Consider the following 25,630-nt stretch of genomic DNA (forward strand, 5'->3'; position numbering starts at 1 on the left):
ACCATCAGCGCTTAAGTTTCAGCAATACCGGAAAATTTTTCACGCAGTTTATCCAGCGCCCGTTTATACCGCATCTTCGTTGCGCTTAAACCCATGTGCATAATGTCGGCAATTTCCTGAAACTCCAGTTCCGCGACAAAGCGCAAAACTAGAATTTCCCTATCTATTTGGTTGACGTGGACGAGCCATCTATCCAACCCCCCTTTGTCATTGATTACCGGAGCCTTTTCCTCGGACGCCTCTTCCAACGGATCCAGGCTCAGGGCATCGAGCAAACGGCGTTTACGCCGTTCCTTCCTATATTGGGTGATGCACTCGTTGTAAGTAATGCTATATAGCCATGTCTTGAATTTGGACTTACCCTCGAAATTCTTGAGGCCATATAACACCTTCAACATCACTTCCTGACATACATCATCCGCGTCCCGGTCATTTCCCAGATAACGGGCGCACACATTGAACAACGTGCGTTGATATCGCCGCATCAGCTCTTCATATGCCCGGGTTATATGAAACAGTTCGGTATGCGCGCGCTGCACCAGCTCCTCATCGGATAGCTGGCGGGGGTCATAGTTCATGGCGAGAGGCTGGGCTTTGGTCAAGACACTTCGAGCCGACGGTCGGGTAGCAAACGCCGATATGGAAACAGGAATCGGGGCGGCGCACTTTAACAGATTACCCGGCCTAACGGCTGCCCACGCGCTGCTCCAACAGTACACGGTTAGCCACCGAAACCAATTCGCCGTCATCGGTCAGCAGCAATGTCTTGGCCGTTCCAATCTCTTCTATTTCGCCGTCGAGGCCCAACGACTCCAACCGGATGCGCTGCCCAACCTCGTAAAGCTCACGCACATAGATGCCAGCCAGAATTTGACTAACCAGCTCACGACTGCCGAGACCAAAGGCCAGTGCCACAGCGAGGCCCACGGAGATCAGGGCGATGGCGATCACATAGTTGAGCAGCTCGGTCTTGACCTCCAACTGGCCGATCGCCACGGATATGCTGATGATGATGACCAGCCCCTGCGCGATTCGCCCCAGACCGCTCGCGTACTCCAGCCCCACGCCCTCTGCCGCCCCACGCACCAAGCCGTTGACGAGCTGGGCAAGCAGGACCCCTGCAAGCAGAATCGCGGCGGCGCCAAAGACTTTCGGAACGTACAGTGCAAGCATGTCGAGGGTTGCCGACACGCGGGCAAGACCCAGCGACTCAGCCGCCGAAACAAGAAATACCAGCAGCACGAACCAGTAGACAATCTTGCCGATCAGCGCCGAAACCGGCAGGCGAATTCCGGCACGGACCAGCAGCTTGGTCACACCGGTACCGGCAACCAGGCGATCAAGGCCGACCTTGGCGAGGAGCTTCGACAGCAGCGCGTCAAGAATTTTCGCCACGACCAAACCGATCGCAAGGACCAACAAAGCACCGAACAGTCGTGGTATGAACGCAGCGATGGGCGTCCAAAGCGCACTCATCGCACCAAACAAACTCTGGCTCCAGGGATCGATATCCATGTTCAATCAGCCTTATCGATAGTGGAACGGGAACGGTTGCGGCGCGCAGCGACGGACTTTGTCGAGGCGCTGCCGCTCAGAGCGATCATTGCCGCCTGGAGCCAATGCCCCATCAAGCCGAACAGGTCACCAGCACCCACCTGACGGTTGGCGGTTTTAAGCACGCGGTCGAGGCAGGCCTCGTCATCGCGTACCGATTGAGTATTGAGTAGATCTCGCAGCGACTCTTCGAAGGGATCGCGCATGATTACCTCGCGTGAATGTCACATCTAGACGGCATACGGGAGGAAGCAGTCACACTTATACCCACTTCAGCCGGCGAAACAGCCACCACTGGAAACCGGCAACTGCCAGGATGATCCCGCAAACCGCCGCGAAACCGAGCGGATACTCAGCGCCTGGAATGCCGCCGACGTTGATGCCTAAGAGGCCGGTGATAAAGCTCAACGGCAGGAAGAAGCCAGTGATGATACCGAGCAGGTACATGGTGCGGTTCATCCGCTCGCGCATGCGCCGCTCTTCCGCTTCGAGCACCAGGTTGATTCGCTCGCGGATCAGTTCCAGCTCTTCCAGATAGCGAATCAAGCGGTTGCTCAACTCGTTCCAGTAGTCGGTATCGTCGGCAACGAACCAAGGCAGACGATGACGCGTCAGCTGGCCGTAAATCTCGCGCTGAGGCAGCAGGAAGCGGCGCAGGCTGGCCGCTTGGCGGCGCAGGGCGAGCAGCTTGTCCTGCGGCGGCGTGTAGCGCTCGTCGGCCTCCACCCGCTCCTCCTCTCCATCCAGCCGCTCGCTCAAGGTGTTAACCAGATCGTCGACACGCTCGGTGAGCGCGTCGGCCAAGCCCAGCAACACTTCTGACGAGGTCCGCGGTCCAGCTCCCTCGACCAGTTGGGCGCGAACGACCTCAGTAGAGCGCAGCGGTCGCAAACGCAACGAGATGACGCGGCGGGCATCCGCGAAAACACGAAGCGACACCATATCTTCGGGTTCGGCGTCCGGATTGAGGTTGACACCCCGCAGAAAGAGCAACAGCTCGTCGTCGGGTAGGTTAAGCAGACGGGGTCGCGTATTTTCTTCCAGCAAGACGTCGCAGACAAAGCCACTCAGCCCACTGGCTTGGCGCAACCACTTCTGCGCGGCAGGCACGCTGCGATCCCAATGTAACCACAGGGTTTCGGCCTCGGACAGCTCCAGCGCCTCAAGATCCGCATACCCAACCTGGCGTGCGCCACCCTTCCCGTCGAGCACAAGAGCGTGCAGCAATCCTGACTGATCGAGCTGACTCAACTGCATACCTGTCGCATGTGTTTAGCCTGTAAAAAAGCCCGGCAGTGCCGGGCTCGGAGAGCGATCGAACACCGGTTATTCCGGCATATTCAATGGCTCGGGTGAGACCACGATGCCGTTGTTGTCGGCGTAGATGTATTCGCCCGGACGGAAGGTCACCCCACAGAAAGTGACCGGTACATTCAGGTCGCCAATGCCGCGCTTATCGGTCTTCATGGGGTGAGTCGCCAATGCCTGAACACCCAGGTCAGTCTGAGCGATGACATCGACATCTCGAATGCAGCCGTAAACCACTAGGCCTTCCCAACCGTTGCGCGCCGCCTTTTCGGCGAGCATGTCGCCTAGCAGTGCACGGCGCAGGGATCCGCCACCGTCGACAACCATCACCTTGCCGGAACCGTCCAACTCGACTTGATCCTTGACGAGCGAGTTATCCTCGAAACATTTGATGGTGACGATCTGCCCACCAAAGGAATCGCGGCCACCAAAGTTACTGAAGATGGGCTCGACGACCTGGACCAGATCTGGATAGGCGTCGCAGAGATCGGGCGTGACGTATTGCATGGGACGCTCCTAAGAGAATTGGCGATACCGGCTCCTGCAGCCACGAGCAGGAAGCTGCAACGCCGAGCGAAGCTCGGCGCCTGGATCGGGACCGCCCGAGGTCAGTACATGCCTCGGAACGGTAGTTCAGTTCAGCTCCGCATCGGCGAGGAAGAACCAGGTATCGAGTACCGAATCCGGGTTCAGCGAGACGCTCTCGATGCCCTGCTCCATCAGCCACTTGGCCAGATCAGGATGGTCGGATGGACCTTGGCCGCAGATACCGATGTACTTGCCAGCCTTGTTACAGGCCTCGATAGCACTAGCCAGCAGCTTCTTGACCGCTGGATTACGCTCATCGAACAAGTGGGCGATGATGCCCGAATCGCGATCAAGACCGAGCGCCAACTGAGTCATATCGTTCGAGCCGATGGAAAATCCGTCGAAGTATTCGAGGAACTCATCGGCCAGCAGCGCATTGGATGGGAGTTCGCACATCATGATGATCCGCAGCCCGTTCTCGCCTCGCTTGAGGCCGAACTGCCCAAGGATATCGATGACCTGCGACGCTTCACCCAAAGTCCGTACGAAGGGCACCATCAACTCAACGTTGGTCAGGCCCATCTCGTCGCGGACCTTACGCATCGCGCGACATTCCAGCTCGAAACAGTCGCGGAACGAGTCGCTGATGTAGCGCGACGCACCACGGAAGCCGAGCATCGGGTTTTCTTCTTCCGGCTCGTAGAGCTTGCCGCCGATGAGGTTGGCGTATTCGTTGGACTTGAAGTCAGACAGCCGGACGATGACCTTTTTGGGCCAGAACGCGGCCGCCAGCGTGCTGACACCCTCGACCAGCTTCTCGACGTAGAAATCGACCGGATCGCCGTAGCCGGCAATACGTTTCTCGACGCTGCCCTTGATGTCTGCAGGCAGCCCATCGAAGTTCAGCAACGCTTTCGGGTGCACGCCAATCATGCGGTTGATGATGAACTCGAGGCGGGCCAAGCCGACGCCTTCGTTCGGCAGCTGGGCGAAATCGAATGCACGATCGGGGTTGCCGACGTTCATCATTATCTTGAACGGCAGCTCTGGCATGGCATCGATGGAGTTCTGGCGAATGTCGAAGCCCAGCTCGCCTTCGAAGATCAAACCGGTGTCGCCCTCGGCACAGGTTACCGTTACCCGCTGGCCGTCCTTCAGCAGCTCAGTGGCATTGCCGCAACCGACGACGGCCGGAATACCCAGCTCACGCGCAATAATGGCGGCGTGGCAGGTCCGGCCGCCACGGTTGGTAACGATGGCGCTGGCGCGCTTCATCACCGGCTCCCAGTCCGGGTCGGTCATATCGGAAACCAGGACGTCGCCCGGCTGGACCCTGTCCATCTCGGAAACATCGCGAATGATCTTGACCGGACCGGCGCCGATGCGCTGACCAATGGCTCGGCCCTCGACCAGGACCTTGCCCTTCTCCTTCAGCAAGTAGCGCTCCATGACATTGGCGCTGCTGCGGCTCTTCACCGTCTCCGGGCGGGCCTGGACGATATAAAGCTGATTGTCGTCACCATCTTTCGCCCATTCGATATCCATCGGACGACCGTAGTGCTGCTCGATGATCATCGCCTGTTTGGCGAGATTAGTGACCTCTTCATCAGTCAGGCAGAAACGCATGCGCTCGGCCTGGTCGACGTCGACCGTCTTGACCGACTTGCCGGCACGGGCTTCTTCGCCATAGACCATCTTGATCGCCTTGCTGCCGAGGTTACGGCGCAGGATCGCCGGCCGACCGGACTGCAGGGTGTGCTTGTGTACGTAAAACTCGTCTGGGTTGACTGCGCCCTGAACAACGGTCTCGCCAAGACCGTACGCACCGGTAATAAAGACGACGTCGCGGAAACCCGACTCGGTGTCGAGGGTGAACATCACGCCGGCGGTGCCAGTCTCAGAGCGCACCATGCGCTGAACGCCGGCTGACAGCGCAACCAGCTTGTGGTCGAAGCCCTGGTGCACGCGGTAGGCGATAGCGCGATCGTTGAACAGGGAGGCGAAGACTTCCTTGGTGGCGCGGATAACATTGTCGACGCCACGGATATTGAGGAACGTTTCCTGTTGCCCGGCGAACGACGCGTCCGGCAAGTCTTCCGCAGTGGCTGAGGAGCGAACGGCCACTGCCATGTTGTCGTTACCGGCAGCCATTTCAGCGAAGGCAGTGCGGATATCCGCGTCGAGTTGAGGCGGGAACTCCGCTTCCATTACCCATCCGCGAATCTGCGAGCCGGCTTTGGCAAGGGCATTGACGTCATCGACGTCCAGCGCATCGAGCAGCGCGTGTATCTGCTCGTTCAGCCCGCTGAGCTCCATGAAATCACGGTACGCCTGAGCCGTAGTGGCGAAACCACCTGGCACCGATACACCGGCGCCTGCCAGGTTGCTGATCATCTCGCCCAGGGAGGCGTTCTTGCCCCCTACACGCTCAACATCATGATTGCCGAGCTTATCGAGGGAAACTACGTACTCTACCAAGGTGATCTCTCCACGTTGTGTTGGAAACTCGGTTCGTGCCCGTCCGGAGCACGGTGGCCTGGCCCTGCGAAATGAGTGACAATGCCCGCCAATCGAGGCTCGGCGAAGGGGCCTACTATAGCTGAGAACCGTTCTTGACTTAAGGTCCCAGGCGCAATGAAACGAACTGCTTTCTTTATCTCCGACGGCACCGGAATCACGGCCGAAACGCTTGGCCAGAGCTTGTTGGCACAGTTCGAAACGATCAGCTTCACCAAACTTACCCGCCCGTATATTGATACGGCCGAAAAAGCGCGGGCAATGGTACAGCAAATAAACAAGGCGGCGGAAAACGACGGGGCGCGGCCGATCATCTTCGACACGCTGGTCAACCAGGAGATTCGGGACATTCTCGCCGAGTCGAATGGCTTCATGATCGACATCTTTTCGTCTTTCCTTGCTCCGTTGGAACATGAGCTGATGTCACGTTCCTCCTATTCCGTGGGTAAATCCCACTCGATCAGCCACAACGCGAACTACATGGAGCGAATCGACGCTGTCAATTTCGCCCTGGACAACGATGACGGTGCCCGTACGCACTACTACGACAAGGCCGATCTCATTTTGGTCGGCGTATCCAGGTGCGGCAAAACGCCCACCTGCCTGTACATGGCCATGCAGTACGGCATCCGCGCTGCGAATTACCCGCTGACCGAAGACGACATGGAGCGGCTGCAGCTGCCGAACGCGCTCAAGACGCATCGCGACAAGCTGTTCGGCCTGACCATCGACCCCGACCGCCTCGCTGCCATTCGCCACGAGCGTAAACCCAACAGTCGTTACGCCAGTTTCGCTCAGTGCGAGTTCGAAGTTCGCGAGGTGGAGAATCTCTTCCGTCGCGAGAACATCAACTACATCAACTCGACCCATTTCTCTGTCGAGGAAATCTCCGCAAAGATCCTCGTGGAAAAAGGCGTCGAACGTCGACTCAAATAACCGCCGCTTCGCTAGACAACAAAAAGTCCGCTTGGTGCGGACTTTTTGCGTTTTTCAGCTAGAAGAATTCACTGGCCGGCGCTCGAAAGTCCATCAGAACGCGTCGCCTGGCACGCGCACCCAACCCTCCATCAATATTCGCGCGCTGCGACTCATGATCGCCTTGGTAACGGTCCACTGGCCGTCGACCTGTTTCGCCTCGGCTCCGACGCGCAGCGTGCCGGACGGATGCCCGAAGCGCACGGCGTGGCGTTCACCGCCGCCTGCAGCAAGATTGACCAGCGTGCCCGGCACGGCCGCCGCCGTACCGATGGCCACGGCACAAGTACCCATCATCGCGTGGTGCAGCTTGCCCATGGACAGTGCCCGAACCAGCAGATCCACCTCGCCCGCTTCAATGGTCTTGCCGGACGACGCACGATAGCTCTTCGGCGGCGAAACGAACGCAACCTTCGGCGTGTGTTGGCGGGTCAGCGCCTCTGCCGCGGTCTTGATCAGGCCCATGCGCAGCGCGCCAGCGACACGAATAGACTCCAGCTGCGCGAGCTGCGCCGGGTCGCCGTTGATGTCCTCGCGCAACTCCGTGCCCTGATAGCCGATGTCCTCGGCATTGACGAAAACCGTCGGGATGCCCGCGCTGATCATGGTCGCCTTTAGCGTGCCGATGCCGGACACCTCCAGATCGTCGACCAGGTTGCCGGTGGGGAACATCGAAGCGCCCTCCTCGCCATCGTCGGAGGGATCAAGGAAGTCGAGCACGATCTCGGCGGCAGGAAAGGTCACGCCGTCCAGCTCGAAGTCGCCGGTTTCCTGTACCTGCCCGTCGACAACCGGCACGTGGGCAATGATGGTCTTGCCAATGTTGGCCTGCCAGATCCGCACCACACAGGTGCCGTTCTGCGGAATGCGATCGGCATCCACCAGGCCAGCATGCAGCGCGAAGGCGCCGGCGCCGGTTGAAAGGTTGCCGCAGTTGCCGCTCCAGTCGACGAAGGGCTTGTCGATCGACACCTGGCCGTAGAGGTACTCGACGTCATGATCGGGCCGGGTGCTCTTGGACAGAATCACGCATTTGCTGGTGCTGGACGTGGCGCCGCCCATGCCGTCGATGTGCACCGAATAGGGATCGGGACTGCCGATTACGCGCATGAACAGCTTGTCGCGTGCAGCGCCCGGCTCCTGGCAGCTCTGCGGCAGGTCCTGCAGGCGAAAGAACACGCCCTTGCTGGTGCCGCCACGCATGTAGGTGGCGGGAATCTTGATCTGGGATTGATGAGCCATGAGTGAGTCCTGGCTAAGAAATGGATGGGCCGTAGGGTGGGCGGCGTTTCACCGATCCACCGCGAGGTTGATGCGGTGGATGGAAAAAGCGCCATCCACCCTACGAGACCGAACGGTCAAGCCTGACCGAGGAAATCCTTGGCGAAGCGCTGCAGCACGCCGCCAGCCTGATACACGCTGACTTCGGCAGCAGTGTCGAGGCGGCAGGTGACCGGGACACGGGTTTCTTCACCGCTCTTGTGGTGAATGACCAGGGTCAGGTCGCAGCGCGGCGACAGATCGCCTTCGATATCGAAGGTTTCGGTGCCGTCGAGGCCCAAGGTCAGGCGCGTGGTGCCCGACTTGAACTCAACCGGCAGCACGCCCATGCCGACCAAGTTGGTGCGATGAATACGCTCGAAGCCTTCGGCCACGATCACTTCGACACCCGCCAGGCGCACGCCCTTGGCCGCCCAGTCACGCGAGCTGCCCTGACCGTAGTCGGCACCGGCGACAATGATCAGGTTCTGCTTGCGGTTCATGTAGGTTTCGATCGCTTCCCACATGCGCATGACCTTGCCTTCCGGCTCGACACGCGCCAGCGAACCCTTTTTCACCTGACCATCGACCACGGCCATTTCATTGACCAGCTGCGGGTTGGCAAAGGTCGCGCGCTGCGCGGTCAGGTGGTCGCCACGGTGGGTCGCGTAGGAGTTGAAGTCCTCCTCCGGCAGGCCCATCTTGGCGAGGTATTCCCCGGCGGCCGAATCCAGCAGGATGGCGTTGGAGGGTGACAGGTGATCGGTGGTGATGTTGTCCGGCAGGATCGCCAGCGGGCGCATGCCCTTCAAGGTGCGCTCGTTAGCCAGCGCACCTTCCCAGTACGGCGGGCGGCGAATGTAAGTCGACATCGGGCGCCAGTCGTACAGCGGGCTCTTGGCTTCCTCGATGTTGCCCAGGTCGAACATCGGGATGTAGACCTGCTTGAACTGCTCCGGCTTGACCGACGCGGCGACGATGGCGTCGATCTCCTCGTCGGATGGCCAGAGGTCCTTCAGGGTGACCGGGTTGCCGTTCTTGTCGGTGCCCAGCACGTCCTGTTCGATATCGAAGCGCACGGTGCCGGCGATGGCGTAGGCCACCACCAGCGGCGGCGAGGCCAGGAACGCCTGCTTGGCGTAGGGGTGGATGCGGCCGTCGAAGTTACGGTTGCCGGACAGCACTGCCGTGGCATACAGGTCACGGTCGATGATTTCCTGTTGGATTTTCGGATCCAGCGCGCCGGACATCCCGTTACAGGTGGTGCAGGCATAAGCGACGATGCCGAAACCGAGTTTCTCCAGCTCCGGCAGCAGCCCCGACTCTTCCAAATACAGCTTGGCGACCTTGGAGCCTGGCGCGAAAGATGTCTTCACCCAGGACTTGCGCGCCAGCCCCAGCTCATTGGCCTTCTTCGCCAGGAGACCAGCCGCAACCACGTTGCGCGGATTGGAGGTGTTGGTGCAACTGGTGATGGCCGCGATGATCACCGCACCATCCGGCAACAGACCTTCGGCTTCTTCAGCACGCGCTGCGGCCAGCTTGACCTCGTCGGCAATGCCGCGCTCGTGCAGCGCCGAAGTCGGCAGGCGCTTGTGCGGGTTGGACGGGCCAGCCATGTTGCGCACCACGCTGGACAGGTCGAATTCGAGCACGCGCTCGTACTCGGCGCCTTCCAGGGCGGTCGCCCACAGGCCGGTTTCCTTGGCGTACTGCTCGACCAGCGCGACCTGCTCCGGCTCGCGGCCGGTCAGCTTGAGGTAATCGATGGTTTGCTGATCGATGTAGAACATCGAAGCGGTGGCGCCGTATTCCGGGCACATGTTGGAAATGGTCGCGCGATCGCCGATGGTCAGGCTGTCGGCGCCCTCGCCGAAGAACTCGACCCAGGCGCCGACGACCCGCTCCTTGCGTAGGAACTCGGTCAGCGCGAGGACGATATCGGTGGCGGTAATGCCCGGCTGACGCTTGCCGGTCAGGCGTACACCGACGATGTCCGGCAGGCGCATCATCGACGGCAGGCCGAGCATCACGGTTTCGGCTTCCAGACCCCCGACGCCAATAGCGATTACGCCCAGCGCATCGACATGGGGAGTGTGCGAGTCAGTGCCGACGCAGGTATCCGGGAAGGCCACGCCACCGCGCGCCTGGATTACCGGGCTCATCTTCTCCAGATTGATCTGGTGCATGATTCCGTTGCCAGCCGGGATCACGTCGACGTTCTTGAACGCGGTCTTGGTCCACTCGATGAAGTGGAAACGGTCCTCGTTGCGCCTCTCCTCGACCGCCCGGTTTTTCTCGAACGCCTCGGGGTCGAAGCCGGCGTACTCCACCGCCAGCGAATGGTCGACGATCAGCTGAGTCGGTACGACCGGATTGACCTTAGCCGGGTCACCGCCTTGCTCGGCGATGGCATCGCGCAGGCCGGCCAGGTCCACCAGCGCCGTCTGCCCGAGGATGTCATGGCAGACCACACGCGCCGGATACCAGGGAAAATCGAGGTCGCGCCGACGCTCGACGATCTGCCGCAGCGCATCGCCCAGTAGTTCGGGATCGCAACGACGCACCAGCTGCTCGGCCAGTACACGCGAGGTGTAGGGCAGCGTGTCGTAGGCACCCGGCTGGATGGCCTCGATGGCGGCGCGGGTGTCGAAGTAGTCCAGCGGCGTGCCGGGCAAAGGTTTGCGGTGTTCTGTATTCATGCCGGAAAGACTCGATTCTGTGTGTGCATGTCCGGGGAGCGCTCGGGCTCCCCGTTGCCCGTCAACGCTCGGCGAGCGGGACGACCTTGCGCTGCTCCGGGCCGATGTAGTCGGCGCTTGGCCGGATGATGCGGTTGTTGCTGCGCTGTTCGAACACGTGGGACGCCCAGCCAGTGACCCGCGAGCAAACGAAGATCGGGGTGAACAGCTTGGTGGGAATGCCCATGAAGTGGTACGCCGAGGCATGGTAGAAGTCAGCGTTCGGGAAAAGCTTCTTCTGCGCCCACATGGTTTCGTCGACTGCGACCGATACCGGGTAGAGCACGGTGTCGCCCACCTCGTCGGCAAGCTTCTTCGCCCAGACCTTGATCACCTCGTTGCGGGGGTCAGACTCTTTGTAGATGGCATGACCGAAGCCCATGATCTTGTCCTTGCGCTCGAGCATGCCGAGGATGCCTTGCTCCGCCTCTTCCGGCGATTTCCACTGCTCGATCATGTCCATTGCCGCTTCGTTTGCGCCACCATGCAGCGGGCCGCGCAGCGAGCCGATTGCGCCGGTCACGCACGAATAGAGGTCGGAAAGCGTCGAGGCGCAGACGCGTGCAGTGAAGGTCGAGGCGTTGAACTCGTGCTCGGCGTACAGGATCAGCGAAACGTTTATGACCTTCACGTGCAGCTCGCTCGGCTTCTTGCCATGCAACAGCGCGAGGAAGTGCCCGCCCAGCGTGTCCTCGTCACTGTTGCAGTCGATCCGCTGGTTGTCATGGCTGTAGCGGTACCAGTAGCACATGATCGCCGGGAAGGCGGCCATCAGCCGCTCGGCCACGTCGCGCTGCTGATCGAAGCTCAGCTCGGGTTCGAGGTTGCCAAGCATGGAGGCGCCGGTGCGCATCACGTCCATCGGATGTGCGGTCGCGGGAATGCGCTCGAGCACCTCCTTGAGCGCCTGCGGCAGATCGCGCATCGTCTTTAGCCGCGCCTTGTAACGCGCCAGCTGGTCGGCATTCGGCAGCTCGCCATGGAACAACAGATGAGCGACCTCCTCGAATTCGGCCTGCGCGGCAAGGTCGCGGACGTCATAGCCACGGTAAGTCAGACCCGCGCCTTCCTTGCCCACCGTGCACAATGCGGTCTGCCCGGCGATCTGCCCGCGCAGCCCCGCACCGCTCAATACTTTTGCTTCAGCCATTGCTCTCTCCTTCTTGGATTTGTTCTGGATACTGCAAAGTCAGTCATTCGAATCAGCGAGGTAGACCTCAGCCTTTCTTCTGTGCGAACAGCGCATCGAGACTCTGCTCGAATGCGTGATAGTTGATGCGCTCGTACAGCTCCATGCGGGTTTGCATGGTGTCGACCACGTTCTTCTGCGTGCCGTCGCGGCGAATGGCCGTGTAGACGTTCTCCGCTGCCTTGTTCATCGCGCGGAACGCCGAGAGCGGGTAGAGGACCAGCGAGACGTCAGCACTGGCGAGCTCATCGGTGGTGTACAGTGGTGTCGAGCCGAATTCGGTGATGTTCGCCAGGATCGGCGCACCGACGCGCTCGGCGAACTGCTTGTACATTGCCAGTTCGGTGATCGCTTCGGGAAAGACCATGTCGGCACCGGCCTCGACGCAGGCTTGGGCCCGCTCAAGCGCCGCATCCAGGCCTTCCACGGCCAACGCATCGGTTCGCGCCATGATCACGAAGCTGTCATCGGTGCGTGCATCGACCGCGGCCTTGATCCGGTCAACCATTTCCTGCTGGCTGACAATTTCCTTGTTCGGCCGATGGCCGCACCGCTTGGCGCCCACCTGATCCTCGATATGGATCGCCGCCGCACCGAACTTGATCATCGACTTGACGGTACGGGCCACGTTGAATGCCGAAGCACCGAACCCGGTGTCCACGTCGACCAGCAACGGCAAGTCGCACACATCGGTAATGCGGCGGACGTCGGTCAGCACGTCGTCCAGCCCACTGATGCCGAGGTCTGGTAGCCCCAGCGAGCCGGCCGCAACGCCCCCGCCGGAGAGGTAGATCGCCTTGAAGCCGGCACGCTGGGCCAACAATGCATGGTTGGCATTGATCGCGCCGACGACCTGCAACGGATGTTCACTGGCGACCGCATCACGAAAACGCTGGCCTGGGGTTGGGAGTGTCATGCCTCACCTCTCGTCTGTGGTGTCTGTTGGCGAGCACCCAGGTAATGGCGCTCGATGTTGCGCTTCGAGGCGCAGATATGGCGGCGCATCAGCAGTTCCGCCAGCTCACCGTCGCGGTCAGCGATGGCATCGAGGATGCGGTGATGCTCGGCGAACGCCTGGCGGGGCCGGTTAGGCGTCGTGGAGAATTGGATGCGGTACATCCGTACCAGTTGGTACAGCTCACTGCAGAGCATCCGTGTCAGGGTGCGGTTGCCGCTGCCCTGAATGATGCGGTAGTGGAAGTCGAAGTCCCCTTCCTGCTGGTAATAGCCCACCCCGGCCTGGAAGGCCTCGTCGCGCTCATGGGTATCAAGGACGCGCCGCAACTCGTCGATCTCCGCCTCGCTCATGCGCTCTGCAGCGAGGCGGCATGCCATGCCCTCCAGCGATTCACGGATTTCATAGAGTTCAATGAGCTCGGCGTGGCTCAACGACACCACGCGCGCACCGACATGCGGAACCCGCACCAGCAGCTTCTGACCTTCGAGCCTGTGAATCGCCTCACGCAAGGGGCCGCGGCTAATGCCGTAGGTACGGGCCAGTTCAGGCTCCGATATCTTGCTGCCAGGCGCGATGTCGCCGCGGATGATGGCCGCCTGGATCGAACGAAAGACGTGCTCGGACAGGGTGCCGCTGTCAGCCGAGAGCGTCGAATGGGGTATCAGCGCATCGAGCATATTGTTGACACTTTCAGATTTAGTTCGCGAAATCTAGCCACGAGACCGAGCCACGTCAATGTATACCAACGTATACTGTCGACACTTTACCGAAGATCAACCCTGCCCGCGCCAGGCACCTGGTGTGTCGCGACCCCTGGATCGCCATGCTAGAATGCAGCGGTGTATTGCCGCGGTCAGCGTACGCTGTTCGTGATCGTTCAAGCTCATGAGCCGCTGTTCCGCCCATGCTTCTTCCGACTCGACTACGCCTGGATCTATGAGCGTCAGACCTTATCTCCTACTGTTGTGCTTGCTGCCTGCCCCCCTGCTCTCTCATGCCGCCGACAAGACCATCTACGGCCTGAACGAGCACGTGGCCTTGCCGGATTTCGACCTTGAGGTTCCAGCCAAACTCGACACCGGTGCACAGACCGCATCGCTCAGCGCCCGGGACATCGAACGCTTCAAGCGCGACGGCAAGCGCTGGGTGCGCTTCTATCTTGCGATAGACGAGGCACACGATCGCCCCATCGAACTACCGCTACAGCGCATCAGCAAAATCAAGCGCCGCGCGGGTGACTTCGATCCGGACGAGGAGAAGACGTACACACCGCGTCCGGTCGTGGAACTGGATCTGTGCATGGGCACGGCGAGACGCAGCATCGAAGTGAACCTCACTGATCGAAGCGCATTCCAATACCCACTGCTGATTGGCTCCGATGCGCTTACCCGCTTTGGCGCGCTGGTCGACCCAAGCCTTACTTACGCCGCCGGCAAGCCTGGCTGCATTAACGAATCCGACGCTGACGAGTAACCCAATGCGCTCCCTGACCCTGCACCTCAAAGTCTTGATTTTCCTGCTCGTCACGCTGGGAATCGCGATCACGGCGTACCAGATCTTCGTGCTCGGCATCCCCGTGACCGAGGACGAGACGGACGATTTGTGGAACATCGACGCCAAGATCGAGTTCCAGACCAATGCACGCGAGCCGGTCAAGCTGCAGATGTACGTGCCGCCGCTGACCCAGGAATTCGTCAGCCTCAATGAGAGCTTCATCTCGAACAACTACGGCGTCAGTATCAACCGGTCCGAGGGCAATCGCCGCGTGACCTGGTCCGCACGTCGCGCCAACGGCAACCAGACCCTCTACTACCGCCTGGTACTGACGCGCCGTTACAGCGGCGAGCAGACCAAGACCACCGGCCCAATCTTCCGAGACAGCATTCCCGTAGAAGGTGCCGAGAAGATCGCGGCGGAAGCACTGCTCTCGCCCATCCGCCAGCACTCGGCCGACGTCGAGACGTTCATCAGCGAAGCCATCAAACGCGCCAATAACGCCAACGACGACAACGTCAAATTGCTGCTCGGCGGCGACGCCTCAACTGCCAATAAGGCACGCGTGGTCGAGCTGCTGCTGTCCATTGCGCACGTGCCGATGGAGCGCGTGCACACCATCCGTCTGGCTGCCGATATGGCGCAATCCCCCGAACTCTGGCTGCGTAGTTTCAACGGAGACAAATGGCTCTACTTCAACCCGGAAACCGGCGAGCAGGGTCTACCCAAGGACCGCCTGATCTGGTGGACGGGTGACGAGCCCCTGCTGAACCTGGAGGGCGGCCGTAATGCGCAGGTGACCTTCACGCTCAACAGCAGCGAGATGAACGCCATCCGCCTGGCCAAGCTGACCGACGAAAATACCGACGCCGACTTCCTCGAATACTCGCTGTACGGCTTGCCACTGCAGACCCAGCAGACCTACCAGATCATGATCATGATTCCGATCGGCGTCCTGGTGATCCTGATCTTGCGCAACCTCGGTGGCCTCCAGACCTTGGGTACTTTCACACCAGTACTGATCGCCTTGGCGTTCCGTGAAACCCAGCTCGGCTTTGGCATCATCCTGTTTACCGTAATTACGGCGCTGGGGCTTTCACTGCGCTCGTACCTGGAACATCTCAAATTGCAGATGCTGCCGCGTCTGTCGGTAGTGCTGACGTTCGTGGTGGTGCTGATCGCCGTCATCAGCCTGCTCAGCCACAAGCTGGGCCTAGAACGCGGCCTGTCCGTGGCGCTGTTCCCGATGGTGATTCTGACGATGACCATCGAACGCCTGTCGATTACCTGGGAAGAGCGCGGCGCCAGTCACGCCTTCAAGGTCGCCGTTGGCACCCTGATCGCCGCCACGCTCGCGCATCTGCTGATGAGCGTGCCTGAGCTGACCTACTTCATCTTCACGTTCCCAGCCGTGTTGCTGATCATGGTGGGCTTCATGCTGGCGATGGGTCGCTACCGCGGCTACCGCCTGACCGAGCTGTTCCGATTCAAAGCCTTTCTGAAGGATTGAGCCATGTTCGGTCTGATCAAGACGTGGAAGGCCCTTGAAGCCAAGGGCATCATGGGTATCAACCGCCGCAACGCGGACTATGTGCTCAAGTACAACAAGCGCCACCTGTACCCTATCGTCGATGACAAGATCATCACCAAGGAACGGGCGATCGAGGCCGGCATCGACGTGCCGGAGTTGTACGGCATCATCGAAACGGAAAAGGACATCGACAAGCTCAAGGACATCGTCAAAGACCACGTCGACTTCGTGGTCAAGCCTGCCCAAGGCGCAGGCGGTGACGGCATTCTGGTTATCGCCGACCGCTTCGAGGGGCGCTACCGAACGGTGTCCGGCAAGATCATCACCCACGAGGAAATCGAACATCAGATCTCGAACATCCTCACCGGGCTTTACTCGCTCGGCGGGCACCGCGACCGCGCGCTGATCGAGTACCGCGTCACGCCGGACCCAATCTTCAAGAGCATCAGTTACGAGGGTGTACCGGACATTCGCATCATCGTGCTCATGGGTTACCCGGTAATGGCGATGCTGCGCCTGCCAACCCGACAATCCGGCGGCAAGGCGAACCTTCACCAGGGCGCGATTGGCGTCGGCGTCGACCTGGCCACCGGCATCACCCTGCGCGGAACCTGGCTGAACAACAAGATCACCAAGCACCCCGACACGACCAACGCGGTGGATGGCGTACAGCTGCCCAACTGGGATGGCTTCATGAAGCTGGCCGCTGGCTGTTACGAGTTGTGCGGACTCGGCTACATCGGCGTCGACATGGTGCTCGATCAGGACAAGGGCCCGTTGATCCTCGAGCTCAACGCGCGCCCCGGCCTGAATATCCAGATCGCCAACGACAGTGGGCTGACTCACCGGGCCCACGCCATCGAGAGCCGGATCGAGGCGCTCAAGGAAAAAGGCATTCAGGAAACGCCCGAAGAACGCGTCCGCTTCGCCCAGGAACTGTTCGGTCATATCCCGAGCCACGCATGATCCACGACCCGGCCGGCGCCGGGTCAATGACCGACCTCACTCGATGCCCTTCTGCTCGATTCACCCACTGCCCTATCTCGCCGATCCAGCGCCTTGGTTCGAGCGCATCCGGAACGAGCCTGGCGCGCTGCTGCTCGACTCGGGCCGCCCTGTCGCCACCCGAGGCCGCTACGACTTGCTCAGTGCCTGGCCGCAGCAGCTGCTGGAGCCCGGGCAGGACGAATCTGGCCAAGCCTTCTTCAACCGATTACGGGCCGCATTGCGGACACTCGGTGCAGCCGATGTGCCGGCAGGCTTGGCGCTGCCGTTTACCGGCGGATTGCTTGGCTTTCTGGCTTATGACTTCGGCACCCGGCTCGAGCGACTGAACCGACAGACCAGCGACGACCTGGACCTGCCGGATGCCCGCCTTGGGCTTTACGCCTGGGCCCTGGTCACCGACCACCAACTCGAAACCTGCCAGCTGGTATTTCATCCCAGCCTTGCCGACAGCGAGCGCCAACGTATCATCGCGCGGTTCGAAAGCGAGCCTGCCGATCCGCCCGCCCCGTTTCAGCTGTTGTGCCCTTTCAAACCGGACCTGCAGGTTGCTCAGTACCACGCCGCAATCGAACGGATACAGGCTTACATCCGAGCCGGCGACTGCTATCAGGTGAATTTTGCCCAACGCTTCCAGGCGCCCTATGCGGGCGACCCCTGGCAGGCATACCGGCGCCTGCGCGCAGCGTGCCCGACACCCTATGCCGGATTCGTCTCGCTCGGAGAGGATGCCATCGTCAGCCTTTCTCCCGAGCGATTCCTGCGCCTGACCCAAGGCCAGGTGGAAACCCGCCCAATCAAGGGCACCCGCCCGCGCCAGACTGATCCTGAGGCGGATACCGAGCAGGCCCAGGCGCTGCTTGCCAGCCCGAAGGATCGAGCGGAAAACCTGATGATCGTGGATCTGTTGCGCAACGACCTCGGCCGCACCTGCCAGATTGGTAGCGTCCGCGTACCGGAACTCTTTAGCCTGGAGAGCTACCCGAACGTCCACCACTTGGTCAGTTGCGTGACCGGCACTCTGGCGGTTGAGAAGGATGCCTTGGACCTGCTGGCAGGCAGTTTTCCCGGCGGTTCCATCACCGGCGCACCAAAGATCCGCGCAATGCAGATCATCGACGAGCTGGAACCCACCCGTCGCGCAATCTACTGCGGCTCACTGCTTTATCTGGATGTGCGAGGCGAGATGGACAGTTCCATCGCCATCCGTTCGCTGTTGATGAAAAACGGTCGCGCGGCCTGCTGGGGCGGTGGAGGGATCGTCGCGGACTCGAACTGGCAGGACGAGCACCGCGAGTCGATGGACAAAGTGGGGGTATTGCTGGCTACGCTGGAAGGGCCCGCCAAGCCTTGACCTGACGGACCTTGCAAACCTGGTCAGAGGGTCAGCTTGCGATTGGATGCCTTGATGAATTCCTGCTTGAGCGCATCGAAGTCATGCACGGCCGGGAACTGCGGGAACTCCCGAATCACGTTGTCCGGCGCGTGGAACAGGATGCCCGCGTGCGCTTCGGCCAACATGGTGGTGTCGTTATAGGAATCGCCCGCCGCGATGACGCGGTAATAGAGACTCTTGAACGCGATTACGGACTGGCGCTTGGGATCCTTCTGGCGCAGCTGGTAATCCACGACACGGTCGTTGTCATCGGTTATCAGGCGGTGGCAGAGCAATGTGGGGAAGCCCAACTGGCGCATCAGCGGCTGAGAAAACTCGTAAAAAGTGTCCGACAGGATCACCACCTGGAATCGCTCGCGCAGCCAGTCGACGAACTCGATGGCGCCATCCAGCGGCTTGAGGGTCGAGATGACTTTCTGAATGTCCGCCAGCTTCAACCCGTGCTCGTCGAGAATGCGCAGGCGCTGCTTCATCAATACGTCGTAATCGGGAATGTCCCGTGTGGTGGCCCGCAGCGATTCGATTCCGGTGGCCTCGGCAAAGGCGATCCAGATTTCCGGGACCAGCACACCTTCCAAGTCGAGACAGGCAATTTCCACGGGCCACTCCTCACAGCATAAAAATGGAGCCGGCACTCTAACCACTAGGCCCCGTGGACGCAACGCAACGCTTATTCCCACAAGCATGAGTTAAATTGCCGAAACGTTATTTAGCGGAATAAAGCGGCTTTGCTACCATTCGCGGCCTGCGAAGAGCGCTAAGCGCCAGACCAAGGAAGCCTGCCTGATGAGCCAATCTATTGATGTCGCCGAGCTGGCAACCGCCTACGCCGGCAAGTCTCCCCAACAAATCCTTCAACTCGCGTTCGACTTGTTCGGAGACGACTTGTGGATCTCCTTCAGCGGTGCCGAAGATGTCGTCCTGCTCGACATGGCCTGGAAGCTGAACAAGAACGTAAAGGTATTCACGCTCGACACCGGCCGCCTGCACAGCGAAACCTATCGTTTTATCGAGCAGGTACGCGAGCACTACGGCGTTGCCATCGAGATCATGACTCCGGACCCAGCCCTGCTACAGCCGATGGTCAACGAGAAGGGGCTGTTCAGTTTCTACCGCGACGGCCATGGCGAATGCTGTGGCATCCGAAAGATCGAGCCGCTGCGCCGTAAGCTGGCCAACGTACGGGCCTGGGCGACAGGGCAACGGCGCGATCAGAGCCCAGGCACCCGTAGCCAGGTATCGGTACTCGAGATCGACACGGCTTTCTCCACGCCGGAAAATACACTGTACAAGTTCAACCCTCTGGCGCAGATGACCAGCGAGGAAATCTGGGGCTACATTCGCATGCTCGAAATTCCCTATAACAGCCTGCACGAGCGAGGGTTCGTCAGCATCGGATGCGAGCCCTGTACACGCCCGGTGTTACCGAACCAGCATGAGCGCGAGGGGCGTTGGTGGTGGGAGGAGTCCACCCAGAAGGAATGCGGGTTGCATGCCGGGAACCTGATCGCGAAGGCCTGACTACTCTTTCCCGCACCAGCTCTGCCGCCGGCCCTGCTAGAAGGTCGGCAGGTCGACGTGATCGAACAACTCGTCCAGCTCCGCCTTGTTGCGGCACTGGACGGCCCGCTCGAGCATGTCCTTGTCCAGATGCGGGGCGAAGGTCTGGATGAAATCGCACATGAAGCCGCGCAGAAAGGTGCCACGACGAAAGCCGATTTTCGTCACGCTCGGCTCGAACAACTCGCTGGCATCAAGTACGACAAGATCTGGGTCAAGCTCGGCATCGACCGCCATGCGCGCCAGGATGCCCACACCGAGCCCCAGTCGGACATAGGTTTTGATCACGTCCGCGTCGGCTGCGGTGAACACCACCTTGGGCGCCAGGCCCTTGTGGCTGAAGGCTTCGTCGAGTTTCGAACGGCCAGTGAAGCCGAACACGTAGGTCACGATCGGATATTCGGCCAGCGCCTCGAGCGTCAGCTTTCCGCGTTTGCTGAGCGGATGGTCCTGCGGCACCACTACGCAACGGTTCCAGCGGTAGCAAGGCATCATGACCAAGTCGCCGAACAACTCCAGGCCTTCGGTAGCAATCGCAAAATCAACGGTGCCATCGGCGGCCATCTCGGCGATCTGGGTCGGCGTACCCTGGTGCATGTGCAGCGAAACATCAGGGTATTGCTTGATGAACCGGCTGATCACGGGCGGCAACGCATAGCGCGCCTGGGTATGAGTGGTGGCGATGCTGAGCGTGCCACGCTTCTCGTTGGAAAATTCCTGGGCAATCTGCTTGATGCTTTCGCATTTGCGAAGAATTTCTCCGGCTGTGGCGATGATTCGCTCGCCTGCCGGCGTCACACGGGTAAGGTGCTTGCCACTGCGCGCAAATACCTCGACACCAAGTTCATCTTCGAGCAGGCGAATCTGTTTGCTGATACCGGGCTGCGAGGTGAAAAGACTTTGCGCGGTCGCCGAGACGTTGAGGTCATGATGCGCCACCTCCCAGATGTAACGCAGTTGCTGAAGCTTCATAGAGATCCCTCAAGACCAAAGACGCTGCGCGCGGCCCTTTCTTATAACCGCTCTACAGCAATGACGCGGATTCTAGGCCATATCGTCCAGGCCGGTCTGTACGGCAGCCATCACGCCACACCGACATGAGACGCCGATCAAGCTGCGCCTCAATAAGTGGCGCAGCTGCGCTATCGCGGAGCAGAGAAACCTGGCCGAAACGGCATGATCTGAGCTTAGCAGGCCGCCCGAAAAGCACTACCTCGCACCGCGTCGCTACCGATCGGCACTGGTTTCCAGAAAACGCAAGGCACGATACAGAGACTCCACACGGGGCATGGCGAATCCGGCCTGCTCGGCAGCCGCGAGCGGCGCGGCGTAGATCGCATCGAGCTCCATCGGTCGTCCGTCCTTGCGATCGTGGTACATGCTAGGCAGATAGTCAGGCATGTGATCGGTCGATTTCAGCATGCGATCGACCAGCACCTCCGGCAGCGGATAGCCGCATGCCGCCGCGGCACCGCAGGCTTCTTCCATGATGGCTTTCACCAGTGCACGGCTGTCGGGGTCCGCCATCAACCGCGTGGTGCCGGCGTTCAGCAGAACAGAAAGGCCGTTATAAGGCATGTTCCAAACCAATTTCTGCCAGCGCGCCTGCGCCAGATTAGGTGCCACGCTCGAATCGACGCCGGCGTTACGGAACATCGATGCACCATCTTCGAGGATAGATTGCTGCTGCGCGTCGACCGCCGGGCCGGAGTGATAACCCAGGTTGACCCCACCGAGCGCCTGATGCTCGACCACGCCGGGTGCAGAGCGATGAACACAGATGAAACACAACCCGCCCAACAGGTGCAGTTTCGGGGAAAGCGTCTGACGCAGCGCGTCCTCCACGCCAAGACCATTCTGCAACACCACGACGTTGGCATTGTCCGCCGCGGCGTTGGCAATCAGCGGGGCCAGGTCTTGGTTGCTCGTGCTCTTGGCGCCGACTAATAGCCAGTCGCATTTGGGCATGTCGGTCACCTGCCGGTAGGCCTGGACCTCGGCAAGATGCAGGTCGCCATGCACCGCACTGTTTACTCGCAAGCCGTTCTGGACGACCGCTTCATACTCGCTGCGCAGCAGGAAATGCACGTCGTAGCCGGCCCGTGCCAACAGCAGGCCGTAGAAACCGCCAATGGCGCCTGTGCCGATGATGCCGATTCGAGGGCTTGTAGCCGTCATGAAACACTCCACTCAACGATCAGGTAAGAAACTGCCGCGCCCGGGCGCGATGCGAAACATTAGCAGTGTCGTGGCCTGGCTTCCCAGCCTTCGTTGAATCGAGCCGGTACCGCCCGGCCGTACGACTTCCCGGCCATTGTCGGGGCGGTGCATCCGCGATAAGGTTCCGCTTCCCCGCTGCGCCCCACGCTCTGATCCGCCGCACCGGGATGGCTGGCGGACGGCACCCGTGACCCTGACGAGTAACACGATGGCTGATTTACCGATCGATGACCTTAACGTTGCGTCCAACGAAACCCTGATTACTCCGGACCAGCTCAAGCGTGAAATTCCACTGACCGCGACCGCGCTGCAGACAGTATCCAAGGGTCGCCAGGTCGTACGCGACATCCTCGACGGCAAGGATCATCGCCTGTTCGTGGTCGTGGGCCCATGCTCCATCCATGACCTGAAGGCGGCGCACGAATATGCCGAGCGCCTAAAAGGCTTGGCTGCCGAGGTCGCCGACAGCCTCTTCCTCGTCATGCGGGTCTATTTCGAAAAGCCACGCACAACAGTTGGCTGGAAGGGGCTCATCAACGACCCGTACATGGATGACTCGTTCAAGATCCAGGACGGCTTGCATATCGGTCGCCAGCTGCTGCTCGACTTGGCCGAGATGGGCTTGCCGACCGCGACCGAGGCGCTCGACCCGATCTCCCCGCAATATTTGCAGGACCTGATCAGCTGGTCCGCCATAGGCGCGCGCACCACTGAATCCCAGACACATCGGGAAATGGCGTCGGGCTTGTCTTCGGCCGTGGGTTTCAAAAACGGCACCGATGGCAGCCTGACCGTGGCGATCAATGCGCTGCAGTCGGTGTCCAGCCCGCACCGTTTCCTCGGCATTAACCAGTCCGGCGGCGTATCGATCGTCACCACGAAAGGAAATGCGTACGGCCATGTCGTGCTTCGCGGGGGCAACGGCAAGCCCAATTACGACTCGGTGAGTGTCGCAATTTGCGAACAGGCGCTGAACAAGGCCGGGATTCGCCCAAACATTATGGTCGACTGCAGCCATGCGAACTCGAACAAGGATCCGGCGCTGCAGCCGTTGGTCATGGATAACGTGGCCAACCAGATCTTGGAAGGCAACAACTCCATTGTCGGTTTGATGGTGGAAAGTCATCTCGGCTGGGGCAGCCAGTCGATTCCGAAGGACCTGGCGGACCTGAAGTACGGCGTCTCGATCACCGACGCTTGTATCGACTGGGCGGCGACCGAAAAAGCGATCCGTGGCATGCATCAGAAATTAAAAGAGGTGTTGCCCAAGCGGGACCGTAGCTGAGCACTGAACGACATGCGCAAAAAGAAACCCCGCCTAGGCGGGGTTTCTTTTTAGTAACGCAGCCAAGATGGCTAGCTACCCTGCTCGGCCTGCCGCTCCATGTAACGCTCGACGTATGAGCAGGAGGGTATGACGGTAAATCCTTCCCGGGCGGCATAGTCCAACGCATGCTGCGTGAGTGCTGCCGCGACGCCACGCCCACGGAGGGCATCCGGAACGAAGGTGCGGTAGATATCCAGCGTTTGCTTGCCCAGGTCCACGTAAGCCAGGTACGCGCGATAGCCATCCACCGTCGTCTCGAATTGGTGGCCCGCCTGGTCATGACGGATAGTCAGCTGCTCGCTCATATGGCCTCCCCTGCAGGCTTGCCCTGCCTGCCGATGCGAAGGGTCGCGCCATGAGGGGCGCTCGCTTCATTGTTGTTAGTTTGAAAGGTGCATGCTACTGCCAGCCCTGCGCAGCCACAAACCCTTTAGATGCCTCCCTGCAGGTAAATCTTTCCAGCGCGCAATTGATAACTGCAAGTTGGGCAAACTGCAACTTTCCGGTGTGCCCCCGGTCCATGTACCGTATGCAAGTGGCCCTCTTTGATTGCTTTTTGAGCAGTCAAACCGGGAGACGCTTTGCACATAACGAGTTTGCAGAAAAAACTGTGCAGTAGCTGCTTGACTCAGTTTACTTAGCGCAACTAATAGGTAGTATGTGCGCGCCAACTTTCCATAACGGAAGTTGCCATGGATTCCATCCTTAAGGGGAACACGATGAACAACGTTCTGAAATTTTCTGCTCTGGCATTCGCCGCAGTTCTGGCCACTGGTTGCAGCAACAGCATGACCAAGGAAAGCGAAGCCCGTCTGACCGCTACCGAAGATGCTGCTGCCCGTGCTCAGGCTCGCGCTGACGAAGCGTACAGCAAGGCCGACGAGGCTCTGCAGGCAGCTCAGAAGGCTCAGCAGACTGCTGACGAAGCCAACGAGCGTGCTCTGCGTATGCTGGAACGCGCCAGCCGCAAGTAAGCTTCAGGCGAAAAAAAGCCGACCTGCAGACAGGTCGGCTTTTTTATGGGCGTCATTTGGGCGATGCCCGAGGACGATGCTTAGAAAATCTGTTCCTCTTCTGCCGCAGCCAATGCCTGAGTCTGGTCCGCAATCTGGATTGGCAGGCCGTCTTCTCCGGCAACGATCTCGCGAATCATCTCCCAATCAAGCTGCACGCCATTCGCGGCCTCGTCACGCTTGAGCAACGTATTGATCACCACGGCATGCTTATCCATCAGGGTCATATGGTGATCTTCATCCTGCAAAGGTGTGTGCGCCTCGAGATAGACCTTGCCCTGACTCACGCCGAACTTGTAAGGCTCGTCGATGATACGCACCGGCGTTCCCACCTTGACCAAACCAGCCAATTCCAGAACGTTGTGGTTGAGCATGCGGAAGCAGCCGTGGCTAACCCGCATGCCGATGCCAAACTTCTTGTTCGAGCCGTGGATCAGGTAACCCGGAATCGCCAGATTCATCTTGTAGGGGCCAAGCGGATTGTCCGGCCCCGGCGGGACGACCTTTGGCAGTGGATCGCCCTCCGCCGCGTGCTCGTCACGAATCGACTGAGGCGGATACCAGGCCGGGTTGCTGGTCATTGCAGAAATTCGGGTGTTGCCGACAGGCGATCCCCAACCCTCGCGGCCGATGCCCAGTGGAAACGTATGCACCACGTTCTCGCCCTTGGGGTAGTAGTACAGGCGATACTCGGCAAGGTTGATGACAATTCCTTCGCGCGGGCCCGGCGGTAGGATATAGCGCGTTGGCAAGATGATGTCCGTTCCTTCGCCCGGCAGCCACGGGTCCACGCCGGGGTTGGCGGCGACCATTTCGAGGTAGCCCAGGTCGTGCGCTTCACCCAGCGCTGCGAAGGTGTCTTCATACTTGGCTTTGACCACTTGGATTTGGCCAACCACGTCTTCGCCTTCCGGCGGTAAAGGCAGTTCGAGCGCAGCGCTAGGCCCGGCACTCAGCAAAGCGGCGATAGACACACAGGAGGCGACTGCAAACGCGCGCGAGGGCATTCAGAGATCCTTGAAAACGACGGTGATGAAAATGCCCGCATTGTACG

The 25,630-nt window shown here is 60.2% G+C and carries 24 protein-coding genes; 8 read left to right on the top strand and 16 right to left on the bottom strand.

Features of this window, described 5'->3' with window-relative positions; all coding sequences use genetic code 11:
• Positions 1-11: 11 nt before the first annotated feature.
• The 6 genes from sigX to ppsA form a co-directional block, all read right to left on the bottom strand.
• Complete coding sequence (gene sigX / locus KXR72_RS02250) at positions 12-602, bottom strand: RNA polymerase sigma factor SigX (protein ID WP_243605543.1); 591 nt, start codon at positions 600-602, stop codon at positions 12-14.
• Between the two features lie 82 nt (positions 603-684).
• Complete coding sequence (locus KXR72_RS02255) at positions 685-1,515, bottom strand: mechanosensitive ion channel family protein (RefSeq protein WP_437419501.1); 831 nt, start codon at positions 1,513-1,515, stop codon at positions 685-687.
• 2 nt (positions 1,516-1,517) lie between these two features.
• The gene (locus tag KXR72_RS02260) at positions 1,518-1,760 is read right to left on the bottom strand and encodes a CrfX protein (protein ID WP_437419502.1); all 243 of its coding nucleotides are present in this window, start codon (positions 1,758-1,760) and stop codon (positions 1,518-1,520) included.
• Positions 1,761-1,815: 55 nt separating this feature from the next.
• Entirely contained in the window at positions 1,816-2,811 is a 996-nt protein-coding gene (locus tag KXR72_RS02265; RefSeq protein ID WP_437419503.1) for a zinc transporter ZntB, read from the bottom strand.
• Between the two features lie 69 nt (positions 2,812-2,880).
• Positions 2,881-3,369: a ribonuclease E activity regulator RraA gene (rraA, locus tag KXR72_RS02270; protein ID WP_437419504.1), complete on the bottom strand. Its 489-nt coding sequence runs from the start codon at positions 3,367-3,369 to the stop codon at positions 2,881-2,883.
• Positions 3,370-3,495: 126 nt separating this feature from the next.
• Positions 3,496-5,868, bottom strand: a complete 2,373-nt coding sequence (gene ppsA / locus KXR72_RS02275) for a phosphoenolpyruvate synthase (protein WP_437419505.1) — start codon at positions 5,866-5,868, stop codon at positions 3,496-3,498.
• A gap of 156 nt (positions 5,869-6,024) precedes the next feature.
• Here ppsA and ppsR point away from each other — a divergent pair, with 156 nt between their 5' ends.
• On the top strand, positions 6,025-6,843 hold the full coding sequence (gene ppsR, locus KXR72_RS02280; protein WP_437419506.1) for a posphoenolpyruvate synthetase regulatory kinase/phosphorylase PpsR: 819 nt from the start codon (positions 6,025-6,027) through the stop codon (positions 6,841-6,843).
• 93 nt (positions 6,844-6,936) lie between these two features.
• Here ppsR and prpF read toward each other — a convergent pair whose 3' ends face one another.
• From prpF to KXR72_RS02305, 5 genes are all read right to left on the bottom strand, one after another.
• Positions 6,937-8,124: a 2-methylaconitate cis-trans isomerase PrpF gene (gene prpF, locus KXR72_RS02285; protein WP_437419507.1), complete on the bottom strand. Its 1,188-nt coding sequence runs from the start codon at positions 8,122-8,124 to the stop codon at positions 6,937-6,939.
• A 116-nt stretch (positions 8,125-8,240) separates the two neighbouring features.
• Positions 8,241-10,844 (bottom strand): Fe/S-dependent 2-methylisocitrate dehydratase AcnD, encoded by a 2,604-nt coding sequence (gene acnD / locus KXR72_RS02290; protein WP_437419508.1) that lies wholly within the window; start codon positions 10,842-10,844, stop codon positions 8,241-8,243.
• 61 nt (positions 10,845-10,905) lie between these two features.
• On the bottom strand, positions 10,906-12,033 hold the full coding sequence (gene prpC, locus KXR72_RS02295; RefSeq protein WP_437419509.1) for a bifunctional 2-methylcitrate synthase/citrate synthase: 1,128 nt from the start codon (positions 12,031-12,033) through the stop codon (positions 10,906-10,908).
• Positions 12,034-12,100: 67 nt separating this feature from the next.
• A complete protein-coding gene (gene prpB, locus KXR72_RS02300) occupies positions 12,101-12,988 on the bottom strand; it encodes a methylisocitrate lyase (RefSeq protein WP_437419510.1) in 888 nt (295 codons plus the stop codon).
• On the bottom strand, positions 12,985-13,707 hold the full coding sequence (locus KXR72_RS02305; RefSeq protein ID WP_437419511.1) for a GntR family transcriptional regulator: 723 nt from the start codon (positions 13,705-13,707) through the stop codon (positions 12,985-12,987). Before KXR72_RS02305 ends, prpB begins: the two co-directional genes overlap by 4 nt.
• Positions 13,708-13,966: 259 nt before the next feature.
• Here KXR72_RS02305 and KXR72_RS02310 point away from each other — a divergent pair, with 259 nt between their 5' ends.
• From KXR72_RS02310 to pabB, 4 genes are read left to right on the top strand one after another with little or no spacing between them, the layout of a single operon-like run.
• Positions 13,967-14,503, top strand: a complete 537-nt coding sequence (locus KXR72_RS02310; protein ID WP_437419512.1) for an ATP-dependent zinc protease family protein — start codon at positions 13,967-13,969, stop codon at positions 14,501-14,503.
• A 4-nt stretch (positions 14,504-14,507) separates the two neighbouring features.
• Positions 14,508-16,034 (top strand): inactive transglutaminase family protein, encoded by a 1,527-nt coding sequence (locus KXR72_RS02315; protein ID WP_437419513.1) that lies wholly within the window; start codon positions 14,508-14,510, stop codon positions 16,032-16,034.
• A 3-nt stretch (positions 16,035-16,037) separates the two neighbouring features.
• Positions 16,038-17,021 carry an alpha-L-glutamate ligase-like protein gene (locus tag KXR72_RS02320; RefSeq protein ID WP_437419514.1) on the top strand — a complete coding sequence of 328 codons (984 nt, stop codon included), beginning with the start codon at positions 16,038-16,040 and terminating at the stop codon, positions 17,019-17,021.
• Between the two features lie 43 nt (positions 17,022-17,064).
• The gene (gene pabB / locus KXR72_RS02325) at positions 17,065-18,414 is read left to right on the top strand and encodes an aminodeoxychorismate synthase component I (protein WP_437419515.1); all 1,350 of its coding nucleotides are present in this window, start codon (positions 17,065-17,067) and stop codon (positions 18,412-18,414) included.
• A gap of 23 nt (positions 18,415-18,437) precedes the next feature.
• Here the strand turns inward: pabB and thrH are convergent, their stop codons facing one another.
• Positions 18,438-19,055 (bottom strand): bifunctional phosphoserine phosphatase/homoserine phosphotransferase ThrH, encoded by a 618-nt coding sequence (gene thrH, locus KXR72_RS02330; RefSeq protein WP_437419516.1) that lies wholly within the window; start codon positions 19,053-19,055, stop codon positions 18,438-18,440.
• Positions 19,056-19,239: 184 nt separating this feature from the next.
• On the opposite strand from thrH, the gene KXR72_RS02335 reads away from it, so the two are divergent.
• A complete protein-coding gene (locus KXR72_RS02335; protein WP_437420358.1) occupies positions 19,240-19,977 on the top strand; it encodes a phosphoadenylyl-sulfate reductase in 738 nt (245 codons plus the stop codon).
• A 36-nt stretch (positions 19,978-20,013) separates the two neighbouring features.
• Here the strand turns inward: KXR72_RS02335 and cysB are convergent, their stop codons facing one another.
• Positions 20,014-20,988 carry an HTH-type transcriptional regulator CysB gene (gene cysB, locus KXR72_RS02340; RefSeq protein WP_437419517.1) on the bottom strand — a complete coding sequence of 325 codons (975 nt, stop codon included), beginning with the start codon at positions 20,986-20,988 and terminating at the stop codon, positions 20,014-20,016.
• 255 nt (positions 20,989-21,243) lie between these two features.
• A complete protein-coding gene (locus KXR72_RS02345; RefSeq protein WP_437419518.1) occupies positions 21,244-22,194 on the bottom strand; it encodes a putative 2-dehydropantoate 2-reductase in 951 nt (316 codons plus the stop codon).
• A gap of 250 nt (positions 22,195-22,444) precedes the next feature.
• Here KXR72_RS02345 and KXR72_RS02350 point away from each other — a divergent pair, with 250 nt between their 5' ends.
• Positions 22,445-23,521, top strand: a complete 1,077-nt coding sequence (locus KXR72_RS02350) for a 3-deoxy-7-phosphoheptulonate synthase (protein WP_437419519.1) — start codon at positions 22,445-22,447, stop codon at positions 23,519-23,521.
• A gap of 71 nt (positions 23,522-23,592) precedes the next feature.
• Here the strand turns inward: KXR72_RS02350 and KXR72_RS02355 are convergent, their stop codons facing one another.
• Complete coding sequence (locus KXR72_RS02355; RefSeq protein WP_437419520.1) at positions 23,593-23,868, bottom strand: GNAT family N-acetyltransferase; 276 nt, start codon at positions 23,866-23,868, stop codon at positions 23,593-23,595.
• 414 nt (positions 23,869-24,282) lie between these two features.
• On the opposite strand from KXR72_RS02355, the gene KXR72_RS02360 reads away from it, so the two are divergent.
• Positions 24,283-24,537 (top strand): Lpp/OprI family alanine-zipper lipoprotein, encoded by a 255-nt coding sequence (locus KXR72_RS02360; RefSeq protein WP_014853168.1) that lies wholly within the window; start codon positions 24,283-24,285, stop codon positions 24,535-24,537.
• Positions 24,538-24,617: 80 nt separating this feature from the next.
• Here KXR72_RS02360 and KXR72_RS02365 read toward each other — a convergent pair whose 3' ends face one another.
• Positions 24,618-25,583, bottom strand: a complete 966-nt coding sequence (locus KXR72_RS02365) for a L,D-transpeptidase family protein (protein ID WP_437419521.1) — start codon at positions 25,581-25,583, stop codon at positions 24,618-24,620.
• Positions 25,584-25,630: the final 47 nt, after the last annotated feature.

This window comes from Stutzerimonas chloritidismutans (genome assembly GCF_051486945.1).
GTDB lineage: Bacteria > Pseudomonadota > Gammaproteobacteria > Pseudomonadales > Pseudomonadaceae > Stutzerimonas > Stutzerimonas chloritidismutans_B.